Source organism: Halomonas tibetensis (assembly GCF_042643535.1).
Lineage (GTDB): Bacteria > Pseudomonadota > Gammaproteobacteria > Pseudomonadales > Halomonadaceae > Halomonas > Halomonas tibetensis.
This window is the reverse complement of the sequence record NZ_JBHRSQ010000008.1, coordinates 59,634-80,971: the sequence shown is the minus strand read 5'-3', so window position 1 is coordinate 80,971 and position 21,338 is coordinate 59,634. Positions and strand designations below refer to the sequence as shown.

The following is a 21,338-nucleotide window of genomic DNA, read 5'->3' as shown; positions in this document are numbered from 1 at the left end:
CACTAGTCAGCAGTCAGCCCCGCGGCCCGCAACCGCTCCCACAGGCGCTGGTTCTCCTCGATCAAGTCTGTCGCCAGGGCGGCGAGCTCGGGCGCTGCCTCGAAGTCACGCTCCAGCCGATACAGCCGTCGAGCACGGGTCAGGTCACGACTGGTGAAGCGCCAGCTCGCCACATAGGGCGACCCATCGGCCAGTAAACCGCTTTCGATGCGCTCGACCACCCAATCGGTTTCCACCGAGCAGGCACGCGCCAGATCCTCGAGGGTGAGGGTCGCCTCGTCGATCAGTTCGCCGCTGACCATGTGTTGATACGCCATGGCCTAGGCCCCCTTCCGTTGGCGAGGATCGAAAGCGAGTTCCTGCGCCATGGTCTCATAGAGTTCCCGCGCCCTGTCGGTATGGGCCGGGGGCAGCACCACCTCGAGTTCCACATATAGATCACCCGGATCTGCCCCGGGGATGCCTCGCCCCTTCAGGCGCAATCGGCGACCGGTCTGTGACCCGGCGGGCACCTTGAGCTTCACCACCCCCGAGGGGGTCGCGGTTTCGATACTGGCCCCCAGGGCAGCCTCCCAGGGCGTCACCGGCACCGTTTGATACACATCCCGACCCTCGACCCGATAGCGCAAATCCGGCGAAAAATGGATCTCCAGATACAGGTCACCCGCCGGGCCGCCGCCAATGCCAGAACTGCCCTGCCCCGTCAAGCGGACATGCTGGCCCTCTTTGACGCCCTTGGGGATTCGCACGCTCAGGGTGTGTTCTCTTGAAACCACGCGGCCCTGCTCATCGACCTGAGGCACCTGCAAGGTAATCCCACGAGTCGCCCCCTGGAAGGCGTCCGCCAGGTCGATGATGACCTTGGCGTGACGATCCTCGCCACGCATCTGATAGCCGCGGCCCCCTCGCCCTGCCCGGCCGCCCTGGCCGAACAGGTTGGCGAAGAAGTCGCTGAACTCGCCGAGATCGGCCTCTTCGAAGCCGCGCCCGCTGAATTCGAAGCCCGCGTCCCAGTCCGGTGGCGGCTGGAAATCCTGACCCGATCGATACTGCTGGGCCAACTGGTCATAGGCGAGCCGCTTCTCAGGATCGGACAGCACCGCTTTGGCCTCGTTGATCTCCTGCATGCGCTGTTCGGCGTCGGACTCCTTGCTGACATCGGGATGAAACTTGCGCGCCAGCTTGCGGTAGGCCTTCTTGATGTCCTCGGCCGTCGCGGACTTCGTCACGCCGAGCACCTGGTAGTAATCCTTGAATTCCACGTGTGAACGCTCCGGCAGAAGGCATGGCCATCCAGGCGCGCGGAGAAACGAGAGCCGCTCCTGAAACGCCCCAGCAGTTTGCTTATAGGCTAGTCGAAAATAGCCGTGGGAGGTGGCGAGGGAAGTGGCGGTTTTGGGGGGGGCAGAGCGAGCGATGAGACTGGAGACACGTAAGGCCAACCGGGCCTCAGCACATGGCCAGCCGCCGCTCGGGGCGGTTGCCCATGTCGGCCAGGCGCAACTGCAGCCCGGCCAGGCGCTCGGCCTGACCCTTCTCGGCTGCCATCAGCATCTCGATGACCCAGTCCGGCGCCGTATCGGCAATGCGGTAGTAGACCCACTGGCCCTCGCGGCGATCGCTGAGCAGGCCGCAGGTGCGCAGCTGCGCCAGATGACGCGACACCTTGGGCTGTGACTCCTGCAGCGCGTGGGTCATCTCGCAGACGCAAAGCTCTCCCTCGCGAAGAATCAGCAAGGTCAGGGTCAGGCGGGTCTCATCGCCCAGGCATTTGAGCAGTCGGGCGGGTTCGAGCAGGGTCAAGGGGTCCCCCTTCGAGGGCAGGAAAAAGAGTCCTATCCTACGCCAAAGCCCGTCGAGTCGACAGCGACCAGCGTTCGCCGCAATGCCTCAGGCCGGCCGGCGGATCACCAACAACGCTAGACAGGCCCCCAGCATCAGCCCCGACGTCAGCCATAGCGCAACTGCCCCGTTCGCCTCCAGCAGCAGGCCGAAGAGCAGTGGGGCTGCCGCCTGGGCGAGCCGGGCCGGGGCAATGATCCACCCCTGGCGACGACCGAACCCCTGGGGCCCGAACAGCGTCAGAGGCAAGGTGCCCGAGGCGATGGTCATCATGCCGTTGCCGGCCCCGTGCAGCAGGGCGAAGCCCGCCGCCGGCATGCCGAACATGGCCAGCAGGGCGGCCCCCAGCGGATGCAGGACCGTGGCCAGGCGCGCCGAATGCAGCGGGTGGAAGTGGCGCAGCAGGGCGAATTCTCCTAGACGAGCCGCCACCTGCGCGGGCCCCACCAGGGCGGCTGCGGCCACCGCCACCGACAGCGTGACGCCGGTCTCCTGGAGCAACCGCGGCAGGTGGGCCGCCATGGCCGTTGAGACGAACCAGCCGGCCGCAAATACATAGGCCAGCAGCCCCATGGCCAGTCGCGGCCGCCGCGGGGGTGGCGGATCATCGCTATGGGCCACCAGCGCTTCGATGGGGCCTGCTTTGGGCAGCCGCCAGTTGAGCGGAAGTCCGAGAAACAGGTGCAGCCCGACCCACACGAGGCAGGCGGCGCGCCAGCCCAGTTCGGCATCCAACCAGGTCGTGAGTGGCCAGCCAATGGTGCTGGCGAAACCGGCCAGCAGGGTGACGCCGGTGATCGACGCCCGGGCCTGACGCCCCAGCAGCCGCCCCAGGGTCGCAAAGGCGGCATCATAGAGCCCCATGGCCATCCCAATACCGGTGACCACCCAGGCGAGCAGCAGGCTCGCAGTGCCCTGGGCCAGGCTCATCAGCACGAGGCCCGTGGCCAGCACCAGGTTGGAAGACACCAGCATGTCGCGCCCGCCGCGCCGGTCGATGCAGCGCCCCACGAAGGGCCCGAGGACCGCCGAGACCACCAGGGCCAACGAGAAGGCGGCGAAGACTCTCACGCTCGGGATGCCCAGTTCGGCCGCCATGGGCACGGCCAGAATCGCCGGCAGGTAGTAGCTGGAGGCCCAGGCCACGGTCTGGGTGACCCCCAGCCTGAGCGTCAATGTGAGGTGGGGATGGCGGCCGAACACGCAACGACGTCCTCTGTCATGTCTACCGGACCAGTATCAGTAAAGGCAGACCGGGACAGTTCCCGTCCCGGCCGCTCAACGGTCTCTCGAGGGCCTTACCCGTAGCGGCCGGTGATGTAATCCTCGGTCTGCTTCTTTGCGGGTTCGGTGAAGATCTTGTCGGTCTCATCGTACTCCACCAGGTCACCCAGATACATGAAGGCGGTGTAATCGGAGACCCGGGCCGCCTGCTGCATGTTGTGGGTCACGATCAGAATGGTGTACTTGTCCTTGAGCTCATTGATCAGCTCCTCGATCTTCAGCGTGGAGATGGGATCCAGCGCCGAGGCCGGCTCATCGAGCAGGATTACCTCGGGCTCGATGGCAATGGCCCTTGCGATCACCAGACGCTGCTGCTGGCCGCCGGACAAGCCGAAGGCGTTGTCGCCCAGGCGGTCCTTGACCTCGTCCCACAGCGCGGCGCCGCGCAGCGAGCGTTCCACCACCTCATCGAGGACGGCCTTGTTGTTGACGCCCTGCAGGCGCAGCCCATAGGCCACGTTCTCATAGATCGACTTGGGAAAGGGGTTGGGCTTCTGGAACACCATGCCTACCTTGCGACGCAGCTCGGCTACGTCGACACCGCGGGCGTAGATGTCGTCGCCGTCGAGCAGGATCTTGCCCTCGACCCGGCATATGTCCACCAAGTCGTTCATGCGATTGAAACAGCGCAGCAGGGTCGACTTGCCACAGCCGGACGGCCCGATGAAGGCGGTGACCTTGTTACGCGGGATGTCCAAGTTGATGCCTTTGAGCGCCTGCTCCTTGCCGTAGTAGAGGTTGAGGTCGCGCACCTGGAAGGTGACGCCCTTCATTCCCGAGGGAGTCTTGGCAGGGCTGGCGACGGGACGGGGAGCGGTAGTCATTGAGGTCATGGTCTAGTGTCTCGTGTCTCGTGTTCTGGTGATCGGCGGCCTTGACCGCCGATCGTTATCCGGAGAATCGCCGTCCATCAGTCCGAGGCGGCGCGGTAGCGCTCGCGCAGCCGATTACGAATGCTAATGGCGGTCAGGTTGAGGACGATGATCAGGATCACCAGCACCAGTGCCGTGGCATAGACCAGCGGGCGGGCAGCCTCGACGTTGGGGCTCTGGAAGCCAACGTCATAGATATGGAAGCCCAGGTGCATGATCTGCCGCTCCAGATGAATGAACGGAAAGGTAGAATCCACCGGCAGGGTCGGCGCCAGCTTGACCACCCCCACCAGCATCAGCGGCGCCACCTCGCCCGCGGCCCGAGCAATGGCCAGGATCATGCCGGTCATCATCGCCGGCGTGGCCAGCGGCACCACCACCTTCCAGAGCGTCTCGGACTTGGTCGCCCCCAGCGCCAGGGAGCCATGGCGCACCGATGAGGGAATCCGCGACAGGCCTTCCTCGGTGGAGACGATCACCACCGGCAGGGTCAGCAGCGCCAGCGTCAGCGAGGCCCAGATCAACGCCGGCGACCCGAAGGTGGGAGATGGCAGCCGCTCCGAGTAGAACAGCTGGTCGATGGACCCCCCCATGGTGTAGATGAAGAAGCCCAGGCCAAAGACCCCGTAGACGATGGAGGGCACCCCGGCGAGGTTGTAGACCGAGATACGGATCAGGCGCAACAGTGGCCCCTGCTTGGCATACTCGCGCAGGTAAATAGCAGCCAGTACGCCGAAGGGGCTGACGATCATCGACATCAGCAGCACCATGGTCACGGTGCCGAAGATCGCCGGAAAGATGCCGCCGGCCGTATTGGCCTCGCGGGGCTCGCCGCTGACGAAGGCCCAGAACTGCTGTAGATACTCCACCACCTTGTCGGTCAGGGTCAGGCTGTTGGGCTTCACGGCCCGCACGATGTCGCCGACGCGAATCTGCACCTCCTGGCCGCCAGTGACCGTGGCCACCAGGGTGTCGCGATAGAGCTCCCGGCGCAGGATGTCGATCTCACTGCTCAGGACCTGAAACTCCTGATCCAGAATGGCCTGCCGATCCTGGATCTGACTCAACTGCGCCTGAAGCGCTGCGGGCTCGATATCGGGATCACGCTGCAGAGCCCGCTCACGCAGGCGCAGCTCCTCCATTTCCGAACTGATCACCCCAACGTCGTTACGCTCGACTCGGTTAAGCTCCCCATAGAGGATGTTGGCGCGAGCGACCCGTGACTGCACCGTGTCCCACAGCCCCTCTCCTTCGGCGACCACCTCGCCGTCCTCCAGCACCCGCAGCGGATAACCGTAGAAGTCGCCCCATTCGCGGCGCTCCAGACGCATGGCGTCGGGTGGAGCCTGCCACTCCGTCATCTGCAGATCGGCGTACCAGGCAAAATCATTGCCGGTCACGTCGCGGTTTCCCTGCTTGATCAGGTGCCGGGTCACCAGTTCACCGTCGCCTAGCTCGGGGGGCACCGCGATTCCCGCATCTCGGGCCACCGGGACCGGGATGGTCTCGGCACGTACGTGCTCCCCCATCACCATCTGGCCAAGGCCCAGTTCGGGGTCGCCGACCTGGAACTCGACAATCTCTGTGGGGTAGAAGTGGCTGAGGCCGCGCACCGCGATCAGACCGATCAGCCCAACTACCATGATGACCGAAATCGCCACCGCGCCGGCATTCAACCACACCCAGGGGGCACCGCTTTTCCACCAAAGTTTCATCAGAGTCTCCCGGTATCAGAGGTTGCCGTAGCGATTACGCAGTCGCTGACGAATGATCTCGGCCAGCGTATTGACCAGGAAGGTCATGCCCAGCAGAACCAGGGCGGCCAGGAACAGGACCCGGAAGTGGCTGGAACCCACCGCGGCTTCCGTCATTTCCACCGCGATATTGGCCGACAGGGTGCGCATGCCCTCGAAGATATTGAAGTTCATGATCGGGCTGTTGCCGGTGGCCATCAGCACGATCATGGTCTCACCCACCGCGCGGCCGAAGCCCATCATCACCGCGGAGAACATGCCAACGCTGGCGGTAGGCAGTACTACACCAACCACGGTCTGCCAACGGGTGGCGCCCAGCGCCAGGGAGCCCTGGGTGAGGTGATTGGGCACGGTGAAAACCGCATCCTCGGCGATGGAGAAGATGGTCGGGATCACCGCGAAGCCCATAGCGATACCTACCACCAAGGCGTTGCGCTGGTCGTAGGTGAAGCCGTTGTCGGTCAGCCACTGGCGCATGCTGCCATCGAAGAACATGATCTCCACGTAGGGGCTCGCCGTGACGCAGGCCCAGCCGACGAAAATGATGATCGGCATCAGCAGCACCGCCTCCCAGCCGTCAGGCACCCGGGTGCGCAGCCGCTCGGGCAGGCGACTCCAGAGGTAGGCGAAGACCAGCATGGCAATGGGCATCAGGATCAGGATGCTGAACACCGCCGGCAGTCGATTCTCGACGAAGGGGGCGAGCCACAACCCGGCCAGGAAGCCGAGGATGACCGTGGGCAGCGCCTCCATCACCTCGATGGTGGGCTTCACCTTGCCGCGCAGCTTCGGCGACATGAAGTAGGCGGTATAGATGGCCCCCATCAGCGCCAGCGGCGTGGCAAACAGCATCGCGTAGAAGGCCGCCTTCAGGGTGCCCAGGGTCAGGGGCATCAGGCTCATCTTGGGTTCATACTCGTCGCCGCCGGCCGTGGACTGCCACACATAGCGTGGCTGGCTGCTGCCCTCGTACCAGACCTTCTGCCACAGGGAGGAAAAGGAGATACCGGGATGCGCATTATTGACGCTGGCCACCTGGAGCTGATGGTTCTCGTCGGCAAACAGCGCCAACGAGTTGACCGGCGAGATGGCGATACGCGTCAGGGGACCTTCGGTCATCGGCGCATCGAAGACGTCAGCCCCCGCCGTGGAGTGATGAATGCCCAGGTTGCCCAGCTCGTCACCCACCAGGAAGCCTCGTCGCATGTGCTCCACTGCAATATGGGTGATCGGGGCGTCATAGCGGGCGAAATCACGAATATGAGTCAGGTCGTACTGGTTCTGGGCATCTCGCACCGGGAAGTATTGGCGCACCTGGCCATCGGAGGTGCCGGCAATGACCGATACCGTCCCATTGAGATAGGTCATCTCCGACACGTAGCCGCTGTCCGTGACCTGAACGGCCCCGAGGTAGCGGGGATTGCTGAGGTTGCCAATGTTGTAGTGATGGATGTAACCGGCGTCGTCAGAGACGTAGAGGTGACGGTAGCGATTGTCGATCAGGATCTGCCGGGCGCGGCCCTCGAAGCCGGGCAGCTCGGCCGTGGTCTGCTCCACGGTCACCGCACCGGTCATGATGTTCTCCTGGCGATCGAAAGAGGTCACCATCAGGGTGCCGTCCTCGAGTTCAGCAGCGGCATAGGTACCGCGGTCGCTGACCTGCAGACCCAGCACATTAATGGCACGTCCCTCATCGTCCAGTATCAGGGGCTCCTCGCCGAAGGGAAACTTAAGCTCAGGCTCGATATGTCGAAGGCTGCCGGTGGGATAGGTGATCGCGTAGTCAACCTGGCCGAGGCTTATGGCGCCGTTGTCGTAGCCGTAGGCGAAGGCTCCCGTGGTGGCGAAGGCGGTCGCGAAAACTGAGCGCGTTGCGCCATCGGGCCGAGGCATCTCGAACGACGAACGCAAGGCCCCTCCATCCAGGTCGAAGAAGGTGATGCGCCCCGTGTCGGTGAAGCTCGCCCCCAGGGTGTCGTAGCGGTCGATGGTCAGGTGCTCGAGTGACTCGCCGTCTTCCAGCCCGGGAATGGCATAGGTCTGCTCAGTCGAAACCTGTGCCGACTTGAAGAGCGGCATGACCTCGGAGAACAGGTAGACGAAGATCATCCCGAGAGCGATCACGACCCCGATGCCGGCGGCGCCGATGCCATAGCGCGAGAAGTTGTCCTTCAGCGTGCGCTTGCGCCGCAGACGCTCGCGCTGCTCAGGGGTGGGCAGTAGCGACCTGCCTTGACCCGACGTGGGGAGTTGGGACATTTCATTCATGGCGGATAAGCAATCCCGTCAGGTGGAAAGATATGGAGAGGGTAAGCAGGGTCCGTGACAGCTATGTGACAGCTCCAGAAATAAGAAAGGGGCGCCTGAGCGCCCCCGGGTAACGCCTTTACTATTTGCTGATCAGTCGATACCCAGCTCGCCGCGCACGCGGCTGGCCACGGTCTCGGGCAGCGGGATATAGCCGTCGCGGGCGGTCACTTCCTGGCCCTGCTTGGAGAGCACCATGCGCAGGAACTCGACCTGCTGCGGAGCCAGATCCTCGTTGGGGTGCTTGTTCACGTAGACGAACAGGAAGCGGGCCAGCGGGTAGTTCTCGTTATCCACCTCGAAGGCCTCCTCGCCCTCGTCACGGGCCACCGGTACGGCGCGGACCTGAGAGGTGATATAGCCAATGCCGGAGTAGCCGATGCCGTTGATCGACTCGCTGACGCCCTGTACCACCGAGGCGGAACCCGGCTGCTCGTTGATGGAGTCCTTGAAGTCGCCGCCGCAAAGGGCATTCTCGGCGAAGAAGCCATAGGTGCCGGAGACGGCGTTACGGCTGTAGAGGGTCATGTCACGGTTTGCCCAGCTGCCTTCCAGGCCCAGCTGGCCCCAGCGGGTAATGTCTTCCGGGTAACCGCAGCGGCGGGTGCCGGAGAAGATAGCATCGACCTGAGGCACGGTGATGCTTTCCAGGGGGTTGTCCTGGTTGACGTAGATGGCCAGGGCGTCGATGGCCACCGGCACCATGGTCGGCGGGTAGCCGTGACGGTCCTCGAAGGACTGCACTTCAGAGGTACGCATCTCGCGGCTCATCGGGCCAAACTGGGCGGTACCTTCGGTCAGGGCGGTGGGGGCGGTGCTCGAACCCGCGCCCTGGATCTGAATATTGATGTTCGGATATAAGCCCGCGAACTCCTCGGCCCAGAGAGTCATCAGGTTGTTTAGGGTGTCGGAACCGATGCTGGTCATATTGCCGGAAATGCCGCTCACAGACTCGTAGTCGGGCAGGTTAGGGTCGACGCGTTCCGCCATGACGGCGGTGCTGACGAATGAGGCACCGATAACGGCGGCAGCGATAAGCTTGAGTTTCATCTTGGTCTCCAGGTGTCGTGCGCCGCTTGTCGCAGCGTTGAGGACACGATCCGCTATCCGCGAATCGATGGGAACGAATATAGGGAGACCGCGTGACACTTCGGTGACATGACGCGAGAGGTTGATGAATTTTGTGTGACAGCGCTCCCGGAGCTCACCGTCAGAGCAGCCGCGCCTCAGGCATCGCCGGCGCGGCCCGCCAGCAGACGCAGACCCAGGTTGCCGATCAGCGCGGCGCCGAGCATGGTGGCCACCATGGGCCATGCGCTGTCCACCTCGAAGGCGCCGACCAGCACCCCAGCGAGCGCCCCGCAGGAAAACTGGATGCTGCCCTGCAGTGCCGCCGCAGTGGCGCTCATGTGGTGGAAATAATCGAGCAGCGCCGAGATGGCGTTGGGCGCCACCAGGCCGATGGTGCCGGCAAACACCATGATCAGCGGCACCATGGTCCACAGCGACTCCAGGCCGCTGGCCACCACCAGCACCAGGCCAACGGCCGCTCCCAGCTGGATAGCCAGCCCCAGGCGCAGATTCTGCTGGGGGCTGCGCCGTCTCAGCAGGCGGATGTTGAGACGGTTGGAAGCCGCCATGGCCAACACGTTGACCCCAAATACCAGGGGATAGAGGCCCGGCGAAAGGCCATAGTGCTCCAGGTAGAGAAAGGGCGAGGCGGTGATGAAGGCGAACAGCCCCGCAAACGACATGGAAGCGGCGCACACATAGCCCATGGCCTGGCGGTGGCGCAACACGCTGGCGTAGTTGGCCAGCACCTGGCGCGGCGAGGCCGTAGGCGACCCCGGGGCTCGGGTCTCCGGCAGGCGGGTGCCGAGCAGCCACATCAGAAAGGCGGCATACACCGCCAGGAAGATGAAGATCAGCCACCACTCGCCCAGATAGAGAAGGCCGCTGCCCACCACCGGCGCCACCAGCGGGGCCAGCAGCATGATGATCGCCATGGTCGACATGACTTTTGCCGCCTCGCGTCCGCTGAAGCAGTCGCGAACGATCGCCGCCGAATTGACCACCGTGGCGCCCCCACCCAGGGCCTGAACGAAACGCCAGGCCAATAGCTCGGGCAGCGAGCTAACGGTGGTGATGGCAAGGCTTGCCAGCAAGAAGGCCACCAGGCCGCCCAGCAGCACCGGCTTGCGGCCGATGCGATCCGAGAGCGGGCCGAACAGCAGCTGGCCCAGGGCGAAACCGGCCAGAAAGGCGGAGAGCGAAAGCTCGGTATGGTGGATGCTGGCGCCCACGGCATCGGCCAGGGCCGCCATGGCGGGCAGGTAGGCGTCAATGGCGAAGGGCGCCAGGGCGGTGTTAGCGGCCACCAGCAGCGCCACGCGTTTCGCACTTAGCGTCAAGGCAGCTCCTTCGAAACAGAACAGAACTTTAATAGGCCGCTAATAATAATAGCGCATCGCAGCCAGTCTGTCCGGCGTCTGTTCCCTGTCACGTGGGCTTGCTAGAGTATCAGCCTCTTTTCCATCAGGAACCTCGCCCCATGGCCGACGATCTGCTTTCACAACTCCGGCAAATGACCACCGTGGTCGCCGACACTGGCGACATAGACGCTATCCGTCGCTTCGAACCTACCGACGCCACCACCAACCCCTCGCTGATCCTGCAGGCTGCCCAGTTGGAAGGGCGCCGCGAGCGGCTGGCCGAGATCGCCCGCCAGGCCGCCGATATCGACGACGCCCTGGACGCCGTGGCCGTGGAGATCGGCAGTGAGATCAGCTCCCTGGTGCCGGGCTATGTCTCCACCGAGGTGAGCGCCCGGCTCTCCTTCGACACCGACGCCACCCTCGCGCGGGCCCGCTCGCTGATCGAGCGCTACGGCCGCCACGGTGTCGGAGCGGAGCGCATCCTGATCAAGGTCGCCGCCACCTGGGAAGGCATCCGCGCCGCTCAGCAGCTCGAACGTGAAGGCATCCACACCAACCTGACCCTGCTGTTCGGCTTTGCCCAGGCACAGGCCTGCGCCGACGCCGGCGTGACCCTGGTCTCGCCCTTCGTGGGACGCATCCTCGACTGGCACAAGGCCCAGGCACCGGATGCCGACTTCAGCGGCGACAACGACCCGGGGGTCCGGTCGGTCAAGCGCATCTATGAGCACTACAAGGGCCATGGCTACGACACCATCGTGATGGGGGCGAGCTTTCGTAACGCCGGCGAAATCCTGGCGCTGGCCGGCTGCGACCGGCTGACCATCTCTCCTGCCCTCCTCGGCGAGTTGGCCGACACCAGCGGCCCTCTGGCGCGCCGACTCTCTTCGCAGGATGCCGAGACCCGGGCCCCGGAGCCGCTGCATGAGGCCGATTACCGCTGGGAGATGAACGAGGACGCCATGGCCACGGACAAGCTGGCCGAAGGCATTCGCAAGTTCATGGGGGATCAGCGCAAGCTGGAAGCACTGCTGGGAGAGCTGCGCCAGGCGTAACCAATCACGGGGAGGAGACCCCCATCATCCAGAACGGATGCCGGCTGATGCCCTCGGCCTCCATTCGCGGAATCAATGATGATGGGGGTGAGGGTCGACCTCCTGGGCCTCGAGCATCTCTACCAGCGGCTGAAACTCCTCCCGGTTATGCTCGTTCATGCGCATCAGGATGCGATGGGCCTCGAGAATGCGTTGGCGGGTATTCTCCACGTCGCAGGGGATCTCCGGCAGGTCGCACAGCTCACAGACTTCGGTAATGGGCGCCTCCACCTGGGTGAAATAGCGGGCAAAACCCATCACATCCAGCATGCGCTGGATGTCGGGGTTGTCGGCGATGATCGTGGGGCGCTCGGCCAGCCGCCCTTCCACGGCCATGGCCACCTTGGCCAGGAAACCCAGCGCCGTGGAGTCCACGTTGGAGGCGTCGCGCAAGTCGATGATCAGGCTGACAAGCCCAGGGGTCTCGGCGAGCTGCTGGGCCTGACGGTCCAGGGTCGCGGAGAGGGTCAGGCGTACATCGCCACACAGTTTGAGGACGAAAACACCGGCATCGAATGCCGCCTTGATGCGTCCTTCATGAATCAACATTGCCAAATCCGCTCAACATCATGATGGTCAGGTCGTCGGGCAGGGCCTCGATTCCCGTATCCAGGCTGGCATGATCACCGCTGGCCAGATGGCCAAGCGCCAGGCTGGTCCGCAGGTCGTCCAGCGTCTCGCTGGCCAGCACCCGCTGCTCGAGTTCCTTGAGCCGCGTGTCGAGCGTTTCGCCCGGCAGGCATTCCAATACTCCATCCGAACACAACCACAGTCGGAAGTTCTCGGGTAGCGAACACCCCAGAATAGGGTACTCGGCGCCGGGAAACAGCCCCACTGGCATACCCACGCCGGAAAGGGGATGCACCTCGCCATCCGACACCATCAGGGGCATGGGCAGCTGCGCGCCCAGCGAATAGTGCAGATAGCGGCGCTCGAGGTCAATGACCCCGACGAACAGGGTGGCATGCTTGCCGATGCCGGTTTCCAGCAGCTCGCGGTTGAGATCAGACAGCCAGCGGGGTGGCAGGGCCTCTGGTGCAATCCCGTCCCACTCCCCCTGCCAGCGGTTAGCCAGGTACTTGAGCAGCACGGTGACGAAGGCCGACGAGGCGCCATGACCGGAGACATCGGCAAAGTAGAACAGCAGGTGGCGCTCATCCAGGCGCTGGAAATCCAGGAAGTCGCCGGACAGGTAGAGCCAGGGGGCAAACCAGTAGTCGCAGGTCACGCCGGCCGCCGTCTGGGGCCTTGGCGGCAGCAGCTTGCGCTGGATCTGCCCACCGGCCTGCTGGTCAAGGCGAAGCATCGCCAGGTGGGTCTCCAGGCTCTCGTTGAGCTCTTCAAGCCGCATCTGATCCTCGCGCCTCGCCTCCTCCAGCCGCCGCAGCTCGATCACCTTGCGAATCATGCGCCGCAGCAGCTGTCCGTGGCGCAGCGGCTCGACGATGTAGTCCACCAGCCCGGCATCGACCGCGGAGAGCAACCCGGGGGACTGGCGGCTATCGCTGACCACCAGCGTCGGCAGGCGCTCACAAAGGGGTGCCCACTGCTCATCGGACAGCGCACGGACGTGGGCTACGACCAGCGACACCTCTGGCGGCAACTCATCAGGACTTTCAGCGGCGATCACCGCCAGGCCGTCGCGGGCGATGGTCTCGGCCAGAGCATCACGCGCAGGGCCCGGGGCATCGATCACACCGATCAGCTGCTTGGGACGATCCATGGAAAGGGGCCTCAGTCTGAGAAGGCGTCGTCGAAGTCGGCGTCGTCGAAGTCCGAATCATCGAAATCGAAGTCATCCGCGGCGAAAGGGTCAGCGCCCATCTCACCGTCGTTGATCTCGAAGCGGCGACGCTGCAGCCAGGCATCGCGGATAAAGCTGTAGCGGTCGCCGCTGATCAGCTCCTCCTGGTCGAGTAGCCCGGCGCGCATGTCCACGATCCTCAACACCGTCAACGCAACCTCCAACTCGGCATCGTTAAAGTAGTAGAGGGGATAGGTCTCCGCATCGACAGGCAGGCCGCCGGTATCCCGCAGCGTGCTCGGTCCCAGCAGGGGCAGCACCAAATAACGAGACTCTTCCCAGCCCCAGACCGCCATGGTCTGTCCGAAGTCCTCGTCGCGGCCGGTGATCTCCATGTGGGTGGCGAAATCCCACAGGCCACCGATGCCCACCGTGGTATTGATCACGAAACGCGACAGGGCAATGCCCGCATTGGCCGGCTTGCCCTGCAGCAGGCTGTTGATCGCCGTGCGCGGCTCGCCCAGGTTGGAGAAGAAGTTGCCCACACCTGTCTGAACCGGCTGCGGCGTTACTGCCCGGTAGCCGCGTGCGGCCGGTTTCAGCACGGCCCGATCCACGGCATCGTTGAAGACGAAGACGCGGCGATTGAAGCCCTCCCAGGGATCATCGGGATGGCGCTCTTCCACTGCTGCCGTGCTGGCACAGCCGGCCAGAAGCGCCACTGCCAGCAGACCCGCCGCCGCCTTGCCATGCTTGCCTTTCTTGCTGACTACCATCGGTCTCTCCCTGCGGCTTTTTTTGCGAGTTATTTCCTGGGTGTCAGACACGCCTCACCACCACGCTGCCGGCACTGTAGCCGGCCCCGAAGGAGCAGATCACTCCCAGCGCTCCCGGCGCCAGGCCATCGCGGTGCAGATGGAAGGCGATGATCGATCCGGCGGAACTGGTGTTGGCAAAGCGGTCGAGGATCACCGGTGCCTCCTGCTCGCTGGGGTCGCGGCCGAGCACTCGGCGGGCGATCAAGTCATTCATATGACGATTGGCCTGATGCAGCCACATGCGCGACAGATCATCACCGGTATGGTCAAGGCTCGCAAGGTGATCATTGATCAGCGCTGCCACCAGCGGGCATACCTCCTTGAACACCCGACGACCCTCCTGGACAAATAGCTTATCCAAGGCCTGGGGGTCCGAATCCGTCACCCGGTTGAGGAAGCCGGCATTGTTGCGAATGGCGTTGGAGAAGCGGGTCACCAGGCGGGTGCCGAGGATCTCGAAGCGCGCATCAACGGTAGCCAGATCGTCGCGCTCCAGCACGATGGCGGTGCAGGCATCACCGAAGATGAAGTGGCTGTCGCGGTCGCGGAAGTTGAGATGCGCCGAGCAGATTTCCGGATTAACCACCAGGGCACGGGTTGCGCTCCCGGCACGGATGGCATTGGCGGCGGTCTCGATGGCAAACGTGGCCGAGCTACAGGCCACATTCATGTCGAAGGCGTAGCCGCCTGCGCCAAGCAGGGCCTGCAGCTCCACCGCTATCGCCGGGTAAGGACGCTCCAGGTTGGAACAGCCGACGATCACCAGGTCGATAGTCTCTGCGGCCACACCGGCGTGCTCCAGTGCCTGGCGCGCCGCTATGGCGCCCATCTCGCACTGAAGGGAGGGCTCGTCGTTGCTTCGCTCGCGCAGCCGTGGACGCATCCGTTCGGGGTCCAGGATGCCCTCGGCATCTAGCACATGGCGACTGTGGATGCCCGACGCCTTGACAATGAACTCGCTGCTGGAGTGAGTCAGGCGTTCTTCGATACCGGCCTCGGCGCGGCGCACATTCTCGGCATCTACCCAGGCATTGAACGAGGCCACCAGGGCATCATTGTCGATGATGTGGTCCGGCGCGAAGAGCCCTGTGCCGGTGATCACAACGTTGGTCATGGATAACTCCCTTGTCGCGGCCCTGGGCCGCCCAGGCCGCTTGCGGCGGCCGCTGTTCATCTGGGCTCAGGGGCGCCCGGTGATCTCCGCCCAGCGCTTCTCGAGCCGCTTGGGGGAAACCGCAAATTGAGTGCCCAGCTGCTGGGCAAAGAGTGACACGCGCAGCTCCTCGATCCACCAGCGAAACTCCGCCAGCGCCGGCGGCGCCATGCCCCCGCGCTGCTCGCTCTCGAGGCGAGCCTCGAGGCGCGACTCGAGAGCCTGAATCTCCTGCATGTGCATCTGGTCGCGCAGGCGCTCACGTGGCGCCTTCTCCAGGCGAATCTGCGCCGCCTCCATATAGCGCGGGTACTCGTCGAGCCACTCGCCGGCCTCGCTCACAAAACCGGGGTGTACCAGACGTGCCATCTGGACCTTGAGATCACTGTATACCAGCGCTAGCGCCAGGTTCAGGTTGCCCTTCAACGCCTTGGCAACCGCCAGATGGCCCTTGAGCGCGGCCTCCAGAGTGCCTACCAGCGCCTCGGCAAGGGGCATGAGCTCACCGTGGGTGGCCGTCAGGCGCGTCTCCAACTCGACGGCCGAGCGCGGCAGCGGGTCCGCTGCCACCACCCGGGTAAACACCGCCCGCACCACGTCATCGGTCAGCTGACGCTTGCTGCCCACCTTGGCGAACAACAGCGCGCAGGTGCCGAGCCCCTTTAGGCGTTCGATCTCGCGCACCTGACCGGGCAAACGGCGCATGGCCAGGCGAACGATGCCCTCGCGATGGGCTTCGCGGGCTTTGTCGGGATGGTCGAAAAGCTCGACCCGGAAAGCCTCGCCCTCTGGCACCAGTGCCGGGAAGGCCTCCACGCGAATACCCGCCTGGGTGGTGACCCGGGACTCGGGCAGCGCCTCACCGGGGAGCCCCTCTACCGGCGCTTCCAGACGCGCCTCGGCGGCCAGCGACCGGGCACCCTCCCCCGCCGCCGCCTCGAAACGCCGTTCCATCTCACGGATATCACGCCCTTGCCCCAGCACGCGGCCGTCATGATCCACTACGTTGAGGTTCATCACCAGGTGGGGCTCGAGTTGGTCCCACTGCCAATCATCTGGGTGAACACGCACGCCGGTCTTGCGGCGCAGGAACTCGCTCAGCGCTTCGGTGAGCGGCACGTCATCAGGAACGATCGCTTCCAGAGCGGCATCCACCCAGTCGGGAATCGGCACCACTTGACGACGAAGCGCCTTGGGCAGCGACTTCATCAGCGCAATGCACTTCTCGCGCAGCAGACCCGGCACCAACCACTCGAGGCGTGCCAGGGGCAGCTGAGGCAGCATGGCGGCGGGCACGGTAAGCGTCACGCCATCGTCGATCGCACCTGGCTCGAAGTGGTAGTTCAGCGGATAGCGCACGCCGTTCAGAGTCAGCACGTCAGGATAGTCGGCCTGGGTGATCTCGCTGGCCTCCCGAGCCAGCAGCGCGGAGCGATCGAACTTGAGCACCTCGGGGTTCTTGGCCTCGGCTTGCTTGCGCCAGGCTTCGAAACCCTTGCCGTTGTAGATGCCTTCTGGAAGGCGCTCGTCGTAAAAGGCGAACAGCGTCTCTTCGTCCACCAGAATATCGCGTCGCCGGGCGCGATCCTCCAGACCCTCGACCTCCTCGATCAGCGAGCGGTTATGGGCGAAGAAGTCGCCTCGGGTCCTGAACTCACCCTCCACCAGGGCCCGGCGGATAAACAGCTCGCGGGACTCGGCCGGCGCAATGGGCCCGTAGTGCACCCGGCGCCCGCTGACGATGGGCAGGCCGAACAGGGTCACCTGCTCCTTGGCCACCACCTGAGCGCGCTTCATCTCCCAGTGGGGATCCGCATAGTTGCGCTTGACCAGATGCCCGGCCTGGGGCTCGATCCACTGAGGGTCGATCTTCGCCACGGTGCGGGCAAACAGCTTCGTGGTTTCCACCAGTTCAAAGGCCATCAGCCACTTGGGGGACTTCTTCGCTAGCCCCGAGCCCGGATGAATCACAAACTTGCGGTTGCGCGCGCCGAGATATTCGCGGTTCTCGATCGCCAGGCCCAGGTGTGAGAGCAGTCCAGGCAGCAGTGCTCGGTGCAGCGTCGCGGCGTTCTGCCGCCGCGCCTGGACACGCTGTTCGTGCTCGCCCTCGCCCTTGGCCACCTCTTTTTCATCCAGAACCGGGCGCGGGGCCGGCGGAGGCACCTCGATGTCCATGTCGCGAAGCAGCTGGCGCAGCTGGCGGAACGTATCATGCCATTCGCGCACGCGCAGGTAGTTGATGTAACGCTCCTTGCACCAGCGCCGAAGCTGGTTACCGGTGAGCGTCTCGCGTGCCGCCTCGATGCCGTCCCACAGGTTGAGCAGGGCCACGAAGTCGGAGTCGGGGTCCTGCCAGCGGCGATGGGCCTGATCGGCGGCCTGGCGCTTCTCCGCCGGCCGATCGCGAGGGTCCTGAACCGCCAGACCAGCCACCACAATCAGCACGTCGCGCAGCCCTCCCTGTTCGGCACCGGACAGCACCATGCGCGCCAGGCGCGGATCGATGGGCAGGCGTGCCAGCTTGCGGCCGACGGGGCTAATCACGCCCTGCTCGTCCACCGCCCCCAGTTCGAAGAGCAGCCGAAAGCCGTCGGTGATGAAACGCGAATCGGGCGGGTCGACAAAGGGAAAGGCCTCGATGTCGCCAAGCTTCAGCGACAGCATGGAAAGAATCACCGAGGCCAGATTGGTGCGGCGAATCTCGGGGTCGGTAAAAGCGGGCCGGGCGAGGAAATCCTCCTCGTCATAAAGACGGATGCATACCCCTTCAGCCACTCGACCGCAGCGGCCCATGCGCTGGTTGGCGCTGGCCTGGCTGACCGGCTCTACCGGCAGGCGTTGAATCTTGGTGCGGTAGCTGTAACGGCTGATGCGCACCAATCCAGGATCGATCACATAGCGAATGCCCGGCACGGTGAGCGATGTCTCGGCGACGTTGGTGGCCAGCACGATCCTACGCCCGGCGTGGGGGGCGAAGACCCGGTTCTGCTCGGCGTTGGAGAGCCGCGCGTAGAGCGGCAGGATCTCAGTGCCGCGCAGGTCGGCGCGACGCAGGGTATCGGCGGTCTCGCGGATTTCGCGCTCGCCGGGCAGAAACACCAGGATGTCTCGAGGGCCGTGGAGCCAGCGCTTGTCGCGCTCGATCAGTTCGACCTCCTCTACCGCATGCAGAATGCCCTCCTGCAGGGTGCGGTCCTCTTCATCTTCGGCCTCGCGCACCAGCGGGCGATAGTGCAGCTCCACCGGATAGGTGCGGCCGGAGACCTCCACCACCGGGGCCGGGTGTTCGGGCTGGTCGCCCTGGGCGGGCCGGGCGAAGTGGGCAGCAAAGCGCTCCACGTCGATGGTGGCCGAGGTGATGATTACCTTGAGCTCGGGGCGGCGAGGCAGCAGCCGCTTGAGGTAACCCAGCAGGAAATCGATGTTGAGACTGCGTTCGTGGGCCTCGTCGATGATGATGACTTCATAGCGGCGCAGGTCGGGGTCGTGGCGAGTCTCGGCCAGCAGGATGCCGTCAGTCATCAGCTTGACCAGGGTGTGCTCGCTGCTCTGGTCGGTGAAGCGCACCTGGTACCCAACCTGCTCCCCCAGGGGGGTCTCGAGTTCCTCGGCCAGGCGCGTGGCCACCGAACGCGCTGCCAGCCGTCGCGGCTGGGTATGGCCGATCAACCCACGGCGCCCCAGTCCCAGTTCCAGGCAGATCTTGGGAAGCTGGGTGGTCTTGCCGGAGCCGGTCTCGCCCGCCACCACCACCACCTGATGGTCCCGCAGCGTCGCCAGGATCTCCTCGCGACGCTCCGCCACGGGAAGCTCGGCGGGATAGTTCAGGGTTACCGGTCGCGACCCACGACGCTCCACCACCTCCCTGGAGCGGGTGACTGCCTGGGTCGCTTCGTCCAGGCCACGATCCGCCGGCTTACCCTCCTTCACCCGGCGCGCCAGGCCGTGCAGCCGTTTGTCGAGTGACGGACGGTCACGCAGCAGCACACCGTCGAGCGCCTGGCGCAGGGCGCTGAGGCGGTCGGCATCGGTCTGGGAGGCGGCAGGAGAAACGTCGGTGGTCACGTCGGACACGGTGGCTCCGCGGGTGGGTGGTAACAAGACAAACTGCCCGTATCAGCGAACCGATACGGGCAGATCATTGTAACGCCGCCGCCTGGGCGACGCCTAATCCAAGCGATTGAGGCTGGCTATGGTCTGGCAAGACACCCCCTATCAGGACCCGGTATCAGCCTTGGCCTTCTCGCGCTCCTCGTCGCGCAGCTGGCGGCGCATCACCTTACCCACGTTGGTCTTCGGAAGCTCATCGCGCAGCTCCACGTACTTGGGCACCTTGTAGCCGGTCATCTCCTTCTTGCACCAGGCACGCAGCTCGTCGGGGTCAAGGTCATCGGTGCGAGGCACCACGAACAGCTTGATCGCCTCGCCGCTGTTCTCGTCGTCCACCCCCACCGCCGCGGACTCGAGCACGCCCGGGTGAGTGGCGACGACGTCCTCCACCTCGTTGGGATACACATTGAAACCCGAGACCAGAATCATGTCCTTTTTGCGGTCCACGATGCGGATGTAGCCATCTTCCTGAAGCACCGCGATATCGCCGGTGTGGAACCACCCCTCGTCGTCCATCACCTTGACGGTCTCATCGTCGCGGTTCCAGTAGCCCTTCATCACCTGGGGCCCCTGAACGCAGAGCTCGCCCGGTTCGCCCAAAGGAAGGTCGTTCCCGTCGGCATCCACCGCCTTGACCCGGGTGCCGGCTACCGGCTTGCCGATGCTGCCCAGCTGGATGGCGTCCACCGGGTTGAAACTCACTACCGGGGAGGTCTCGGTGAGCCCATAACCCTCGGCAATCTCACAGCCAGTGACCTCCTGCCAGCGCTTCGCGGCCGACTTGGTCAGCGCCATGCCGCCCGAGATGGTCAAGTGCAGCTTTGAAAAGTCCAGCGCACGAAAATCCTCACGGTTGCAAAGGGCGTTGAACAGGGTATTCAGCCCGATGAAAGCGGTGAACTTGAGCTTCTTGAGTTCCTTGACGAAATTGGGCAAATCGCGCGGGTTGGTGATCAGAACGGAGTGGTTGCCGGTTTCCATCAGGAACAGGCAGTTCACTGTAAAGGTGTAGATGTGATAGACGGGCAGCGGCGCGATCACCACTTCCTCGCCGTTGTTGAGGCCGGGGCCAATGGCCTGCCCAGCCTGCAACATGTTGGCCACCAGATTGCGATGGGTCAGCATGGTGCCCTTGGCCATACCGGTAGTGCCGCCGGTGTACTGCAGCGCGGCGATGTCGTCGAGCTCGCGCACCACTTCAATGTGCTGGCAGGCAGCGCCCTTCTTGAGCGCCTGCCGGAAGGGGATATGCCCGGGCAGACGAAACGGCGGCACCATCTTCTTGACGTGCTTGACCACCAGGTTGATCAGTTGCCGCTTAGGGAAGCCATGCAGGTCGCCCAGCTGAGTGATCAGCACGTGCTGGATGTCGGTACGGTCGAGGATCTTCTCGAGCTTATCTGCCATGTTGGCCAGGATCACGATGGCCTTGGCACCGGAATCCTTGAACTGGTGGGCCATTTCCCGCTCGGTATAGAGCGGGTTGGTATTAACCACGACCAGTCCGGCGCGAATGGCGCCGAACACCGCCACCGGAAACTGCAGGACGTTGGGCAGCTGGATAGCAATGCGATCGCCCGGTTGCAGCGTCGTCTCCTGCTGAATCCAGGCGGCGAAGTCGCCGGAGAGACGGTCAAGGTCGGCGAAGGTCAGCGTCTGCCCCATGCAGCTGAAGGCCGGTTTGTCGGCATAGCGCTTGACCGCCGCGTGGAAGATATCGGTAACCGAACCATACTCTTCCATTCCCTTGAGCTCGGGGCCGGACAGGATCGGGGCGTTGGCATGCTCACTCATCACGTGTCTCCGCTGTCTCGCCGATAGGCCATCGACGCTTCTTGTTTTTACGGGGCTCTACCTTAAACCGGCCGGATCAGACTGTAAAACGATCGATTGAAACATAAGATTCAAACAGTGAATTGAAA

The 21,338-nt window shown here is 64.3% G+C and carries 16 protein-coding genes; 1 reads left to right on the top strand and 15 read right to left on the bottom strand.

All coding sequences use genetic code 11. The features are described from left to right. Positions 1–2 precede the first annotated feature (2 nt). The 9 genes from ACFODV_RS05415 to ACFODV_RS05375 all read right to left on the bottom strand — a co-directional run bounded on the left by ACFODV_RS05415 (position 3) and on the right by ACFODV_RS05375 (position 10,470). Entirely contained in the window at positions 3–317 is a 315-nt protein-coding gene (locus ACFODV_RS05415; RefSeq protein ID WP_379755812.1) for a chaperone modulator CbpM, read from the bottom strand. Positions 318–320: 3 nt separating this feature from the next. Next, a complete protein-coding gene (locus tag ACFODV_RS05410; protein ID WP_379755809.1) occupies positions 321–1,262 on the bottom strand; it encodes a DnaJ C-terminal domain-containing protein in 942 nt (313 codons plus the stop codon). Between the two features lie 187 nt (positions 1,263–1,449). After that, positions 1,450–1,803: a metalloregulator ArsR/SmtB family transcription factor gene (locus ACFODV_RS05405; RefSeq protein ID WP_379755806.1), complete on the bottom strand. Its 354-nt coding sequence runs from the start codon at positions 1,801–1,803 to the stop codon at positions 1,450–1,452. An 87-nt stretch (positions 1,804–1,890) separates the two neighbouring features. Further along, complete coding sequence (locus tag ACFODV_RS05400) at positions 1,891–3,045, bottom strand: MFS transporter (RefSeq protein ID WP_379755802.1); 1,155 nt, start codon at positions 3,043–3,045, stop codon at positions 1,891–1,893. 95 nt (positions 3,046–3,140) lie between these two features. After that, positions 3,141–3,950: a phosphate ABC transporter ATP-binding protein PstB gene (gene pstB / locus ACFODV_RS05395; RefSeq protein WP_379756278.1), complete on the bottom strand. Its 810-nt coding sequence runs from the start codon at positions 3,948–3,950 to the stop codon at positions 3,141–3,143. A gap of 86 nt (positions 3,951–4,036) precedes the next feature. After that, positions 4,037–5,713, bottom strand: coding sequence for a phosphate ABC transporter permease PstA (gene pstA / locus ACFODV_RS05390; protein WP_379755799.1), 1,677 nt, complete (start codon positions 5,711–5,713; stop codon positions 4,037–4,039). Positions 5,714–5,728: 15 nt separating this feature from the next. Next, entirely contained in the window at positions 5,729–8,020 is a 2,292-nt protein-coding gene (locus ACFODV_RS05385) for an ABC transporter permease subunit (RefSeq protein ID WP_379755796.1), read from the bottom strand. 132 nt (positions 8,021–8,152) lie between these two features. Continuing rightward, positions 8,153–9,109 carry a PstS family phosphate ABC transporter substrate-binding protein gene (locus ACFODV_RS05380; protein ID WP_379755793.1) on the bottom strand — a complete coding sequence of 319 codons (957 nt, stop codon included), beginning with the start codon at positions 9,107–9,109 and terminating at the stop codon, positions 8,153–8,155. A gap of 176 nt (positions 9,110–9,285) precedes the next feature. Next, positions 9,286–10,470, bottom strand: coding sequence for a Bcr/CflA family multidrug efflux MFS transporter (locus ACFODV_RS05375; protein ID WP_379755790.1), 1,185 nt, complete (start codon positions 10,468–10,470; stop codon positions 9,286–9,288). Between the two features lie 140 nt (positions 10,471–10,610). Here ACFODV_RS05375 and tal point away from each other — a divergent pair, with 140 nt between their 5' ends. Further along, a complete protein-coding gene (gene tal, locus ACFODV_RS05370; RefSeq protein ID WP_379755787.1) occupies positions 10,611–11,549 on the top strand; it encodes a transaldolase in 939 nt (312 codons plus the stop codon). Between the two features lie 72 nt (positions 11,550–11,621). Here tal and ACFODV_RS05365 read toward each other — a convergent pair whose 3' ends face one another. From ACFODV_RS05365 to ACFODV_RS05340, 6 genes are all read right to left on the bottom strand, one after another. After that, entirely contained in the window at positions 11,622–12,137 is a 516-nt protein-coding gene (locus ACFODV_RS05365) for an STAS domain-containing protein (RefSeq protein WP_379755784.1), read from the bottom strand. Further along, positions 12,124–13,311 (bottom strand): PP2C family protein-serine/threonine phosphatase, encoded by a 1,188-nt coding sequence (locus ACFODV_RS05360; RefSeq protein ID WP_379755781.1) that lies wholly within the window; start codon positions 13,309–13,311, stop codon positions 12,124–12,126. The genes ACFODV_RS05365 and ACFODV_RS05360 overlap by 14 nt, the downstream gene beginning before the upstream one ends. Before the next feature lie 11 nt (positions 13,312–13,322). Continuing rightward, complete coding sequence (locus ACFODV_RS05355; protein WP_379755778.1) at positions 13,323–14,108, bottom strand: MlaA family lipoprotein; 786 nt, start codon at positions 14,106–14,108, stop codon at positions 13,323–13,325. 43 nt (positions 14,109–14,151) lie between these two features. Next, positions 14,152–15,264, bottom strand: coding sequence for a beta-ketoacyl-ACP synthase III (locus tag ACFODV_RS05350; RefSeq protein ID WP_379755775.1), 1,113 nt, complete (start codon positions 15,262–15,264; stop codon positions 14,152–14,154). 66 nt (positions 15,265–15,330) lie between these two features. Further along, positions 15,331–19,371 (bottom strand): ATP-dependent RNA helicase HrpA, encoded by a 4,041-nt coding sequence (hrpA, locus tag ACFODV_RS05345; protein WP_379756275.1) that lies wholly within the window; start codon positions 19,369–19,371, stop codon positions 15,331–15,333. A gap of 150 nt (positions 19,372–19,521) precedes the next feature. After that, positions 19,522–21,210 (bottom strand): AMP-binding protein, encoded by a 1,689-nt coding sequence (locus ACFODV_RS05340; protein WP_379755771.1) that lies wholly within the window; start codon positions 21,208–21,210, stop codon positions 19,522–19,524. Positions 21,211–21,338: the final 128 nt, after the last annotated feature.

Bases quoted from the DNA above. Each gene is read 5' to 3' on its own strand.
- ACFODV_RS05415 (WP_379755812.1), bottom strand. From the start codon at position 317: ATGGCGTATCAACACATGGTCAGCGGCGAACTGATCGACGAGGCGACC.
- pstB (WP_379756278.1), bottom strand. From the start codon at position 3,950: ATGACTACCGCTCCCCGTCCCGTCGCCAGCCCTGCCAAGACTCCCTCG.
- pstA (WP_379755799.1), bottom strand. From the start codon at position 5,713: ATGAAACTTTGGTGGAAAAGCGGTGCCCCCTGGGTGTGGTTGAATGCC.
- ACFODV_RS05385 (WP_379755796.1), bottom strand. From the start codon at position 8,020: ATGAATGAAATGTCCCAACTCCCCACGTCGGGTCAAGGCAGGTCGCTA.
- ACFODV_RS05380 (WP_379755793.1), bottom strand. From the start codon at position 9,109: ATGAAACTCAAGCTTATCGCTGCCGCCGTTATCGGTGCCTCATTCGTC.
- tal (WP_379755787.1), top strand. From the start codon at position 10,611: ATGGCCGACGATCTGCTTTCACAACTCCGGCAAATGACCACCGTGGTC.
- ACFODV_RS05365 (WP_379755784.1), bottom strand. From the start codon at position 12,137: ATGTTGATTCATGAAGGACGCATCAAGGCGGCATTCGATGCCGGTGTT.
- ACFODV_RS05360 (WP_379755781.1), bottom strand. From the start codon at position 13,311: ATGGATCGTCCCAAGCAGCTGATCGGTGTGATCGATGCCCCGGGCCCT.
- ACFODV_RS05355 (WP_379755778.1), bottom strand. From the start codon at position 14,108: ATGGTAGTCAGCAAGAAAGGCAAGCATGGCAAGGCGGCGGCGGGTCTG.
- ACFODV_RS05350 (WP_379755775.1), bottom strand. From the start codon at position 15,264: ATGACCAACGTTGTGATCACCGGCACAGGGCTCTTCGCGCCGGACCAC.
- ACFODV_RS05340 (WP_379755771.1), bottom strand. From the start codon at position 21,210: ATGAGTGAGCATGCCAACGCCCCGATCCTGTCCGGCCCCGAGCTCAAG.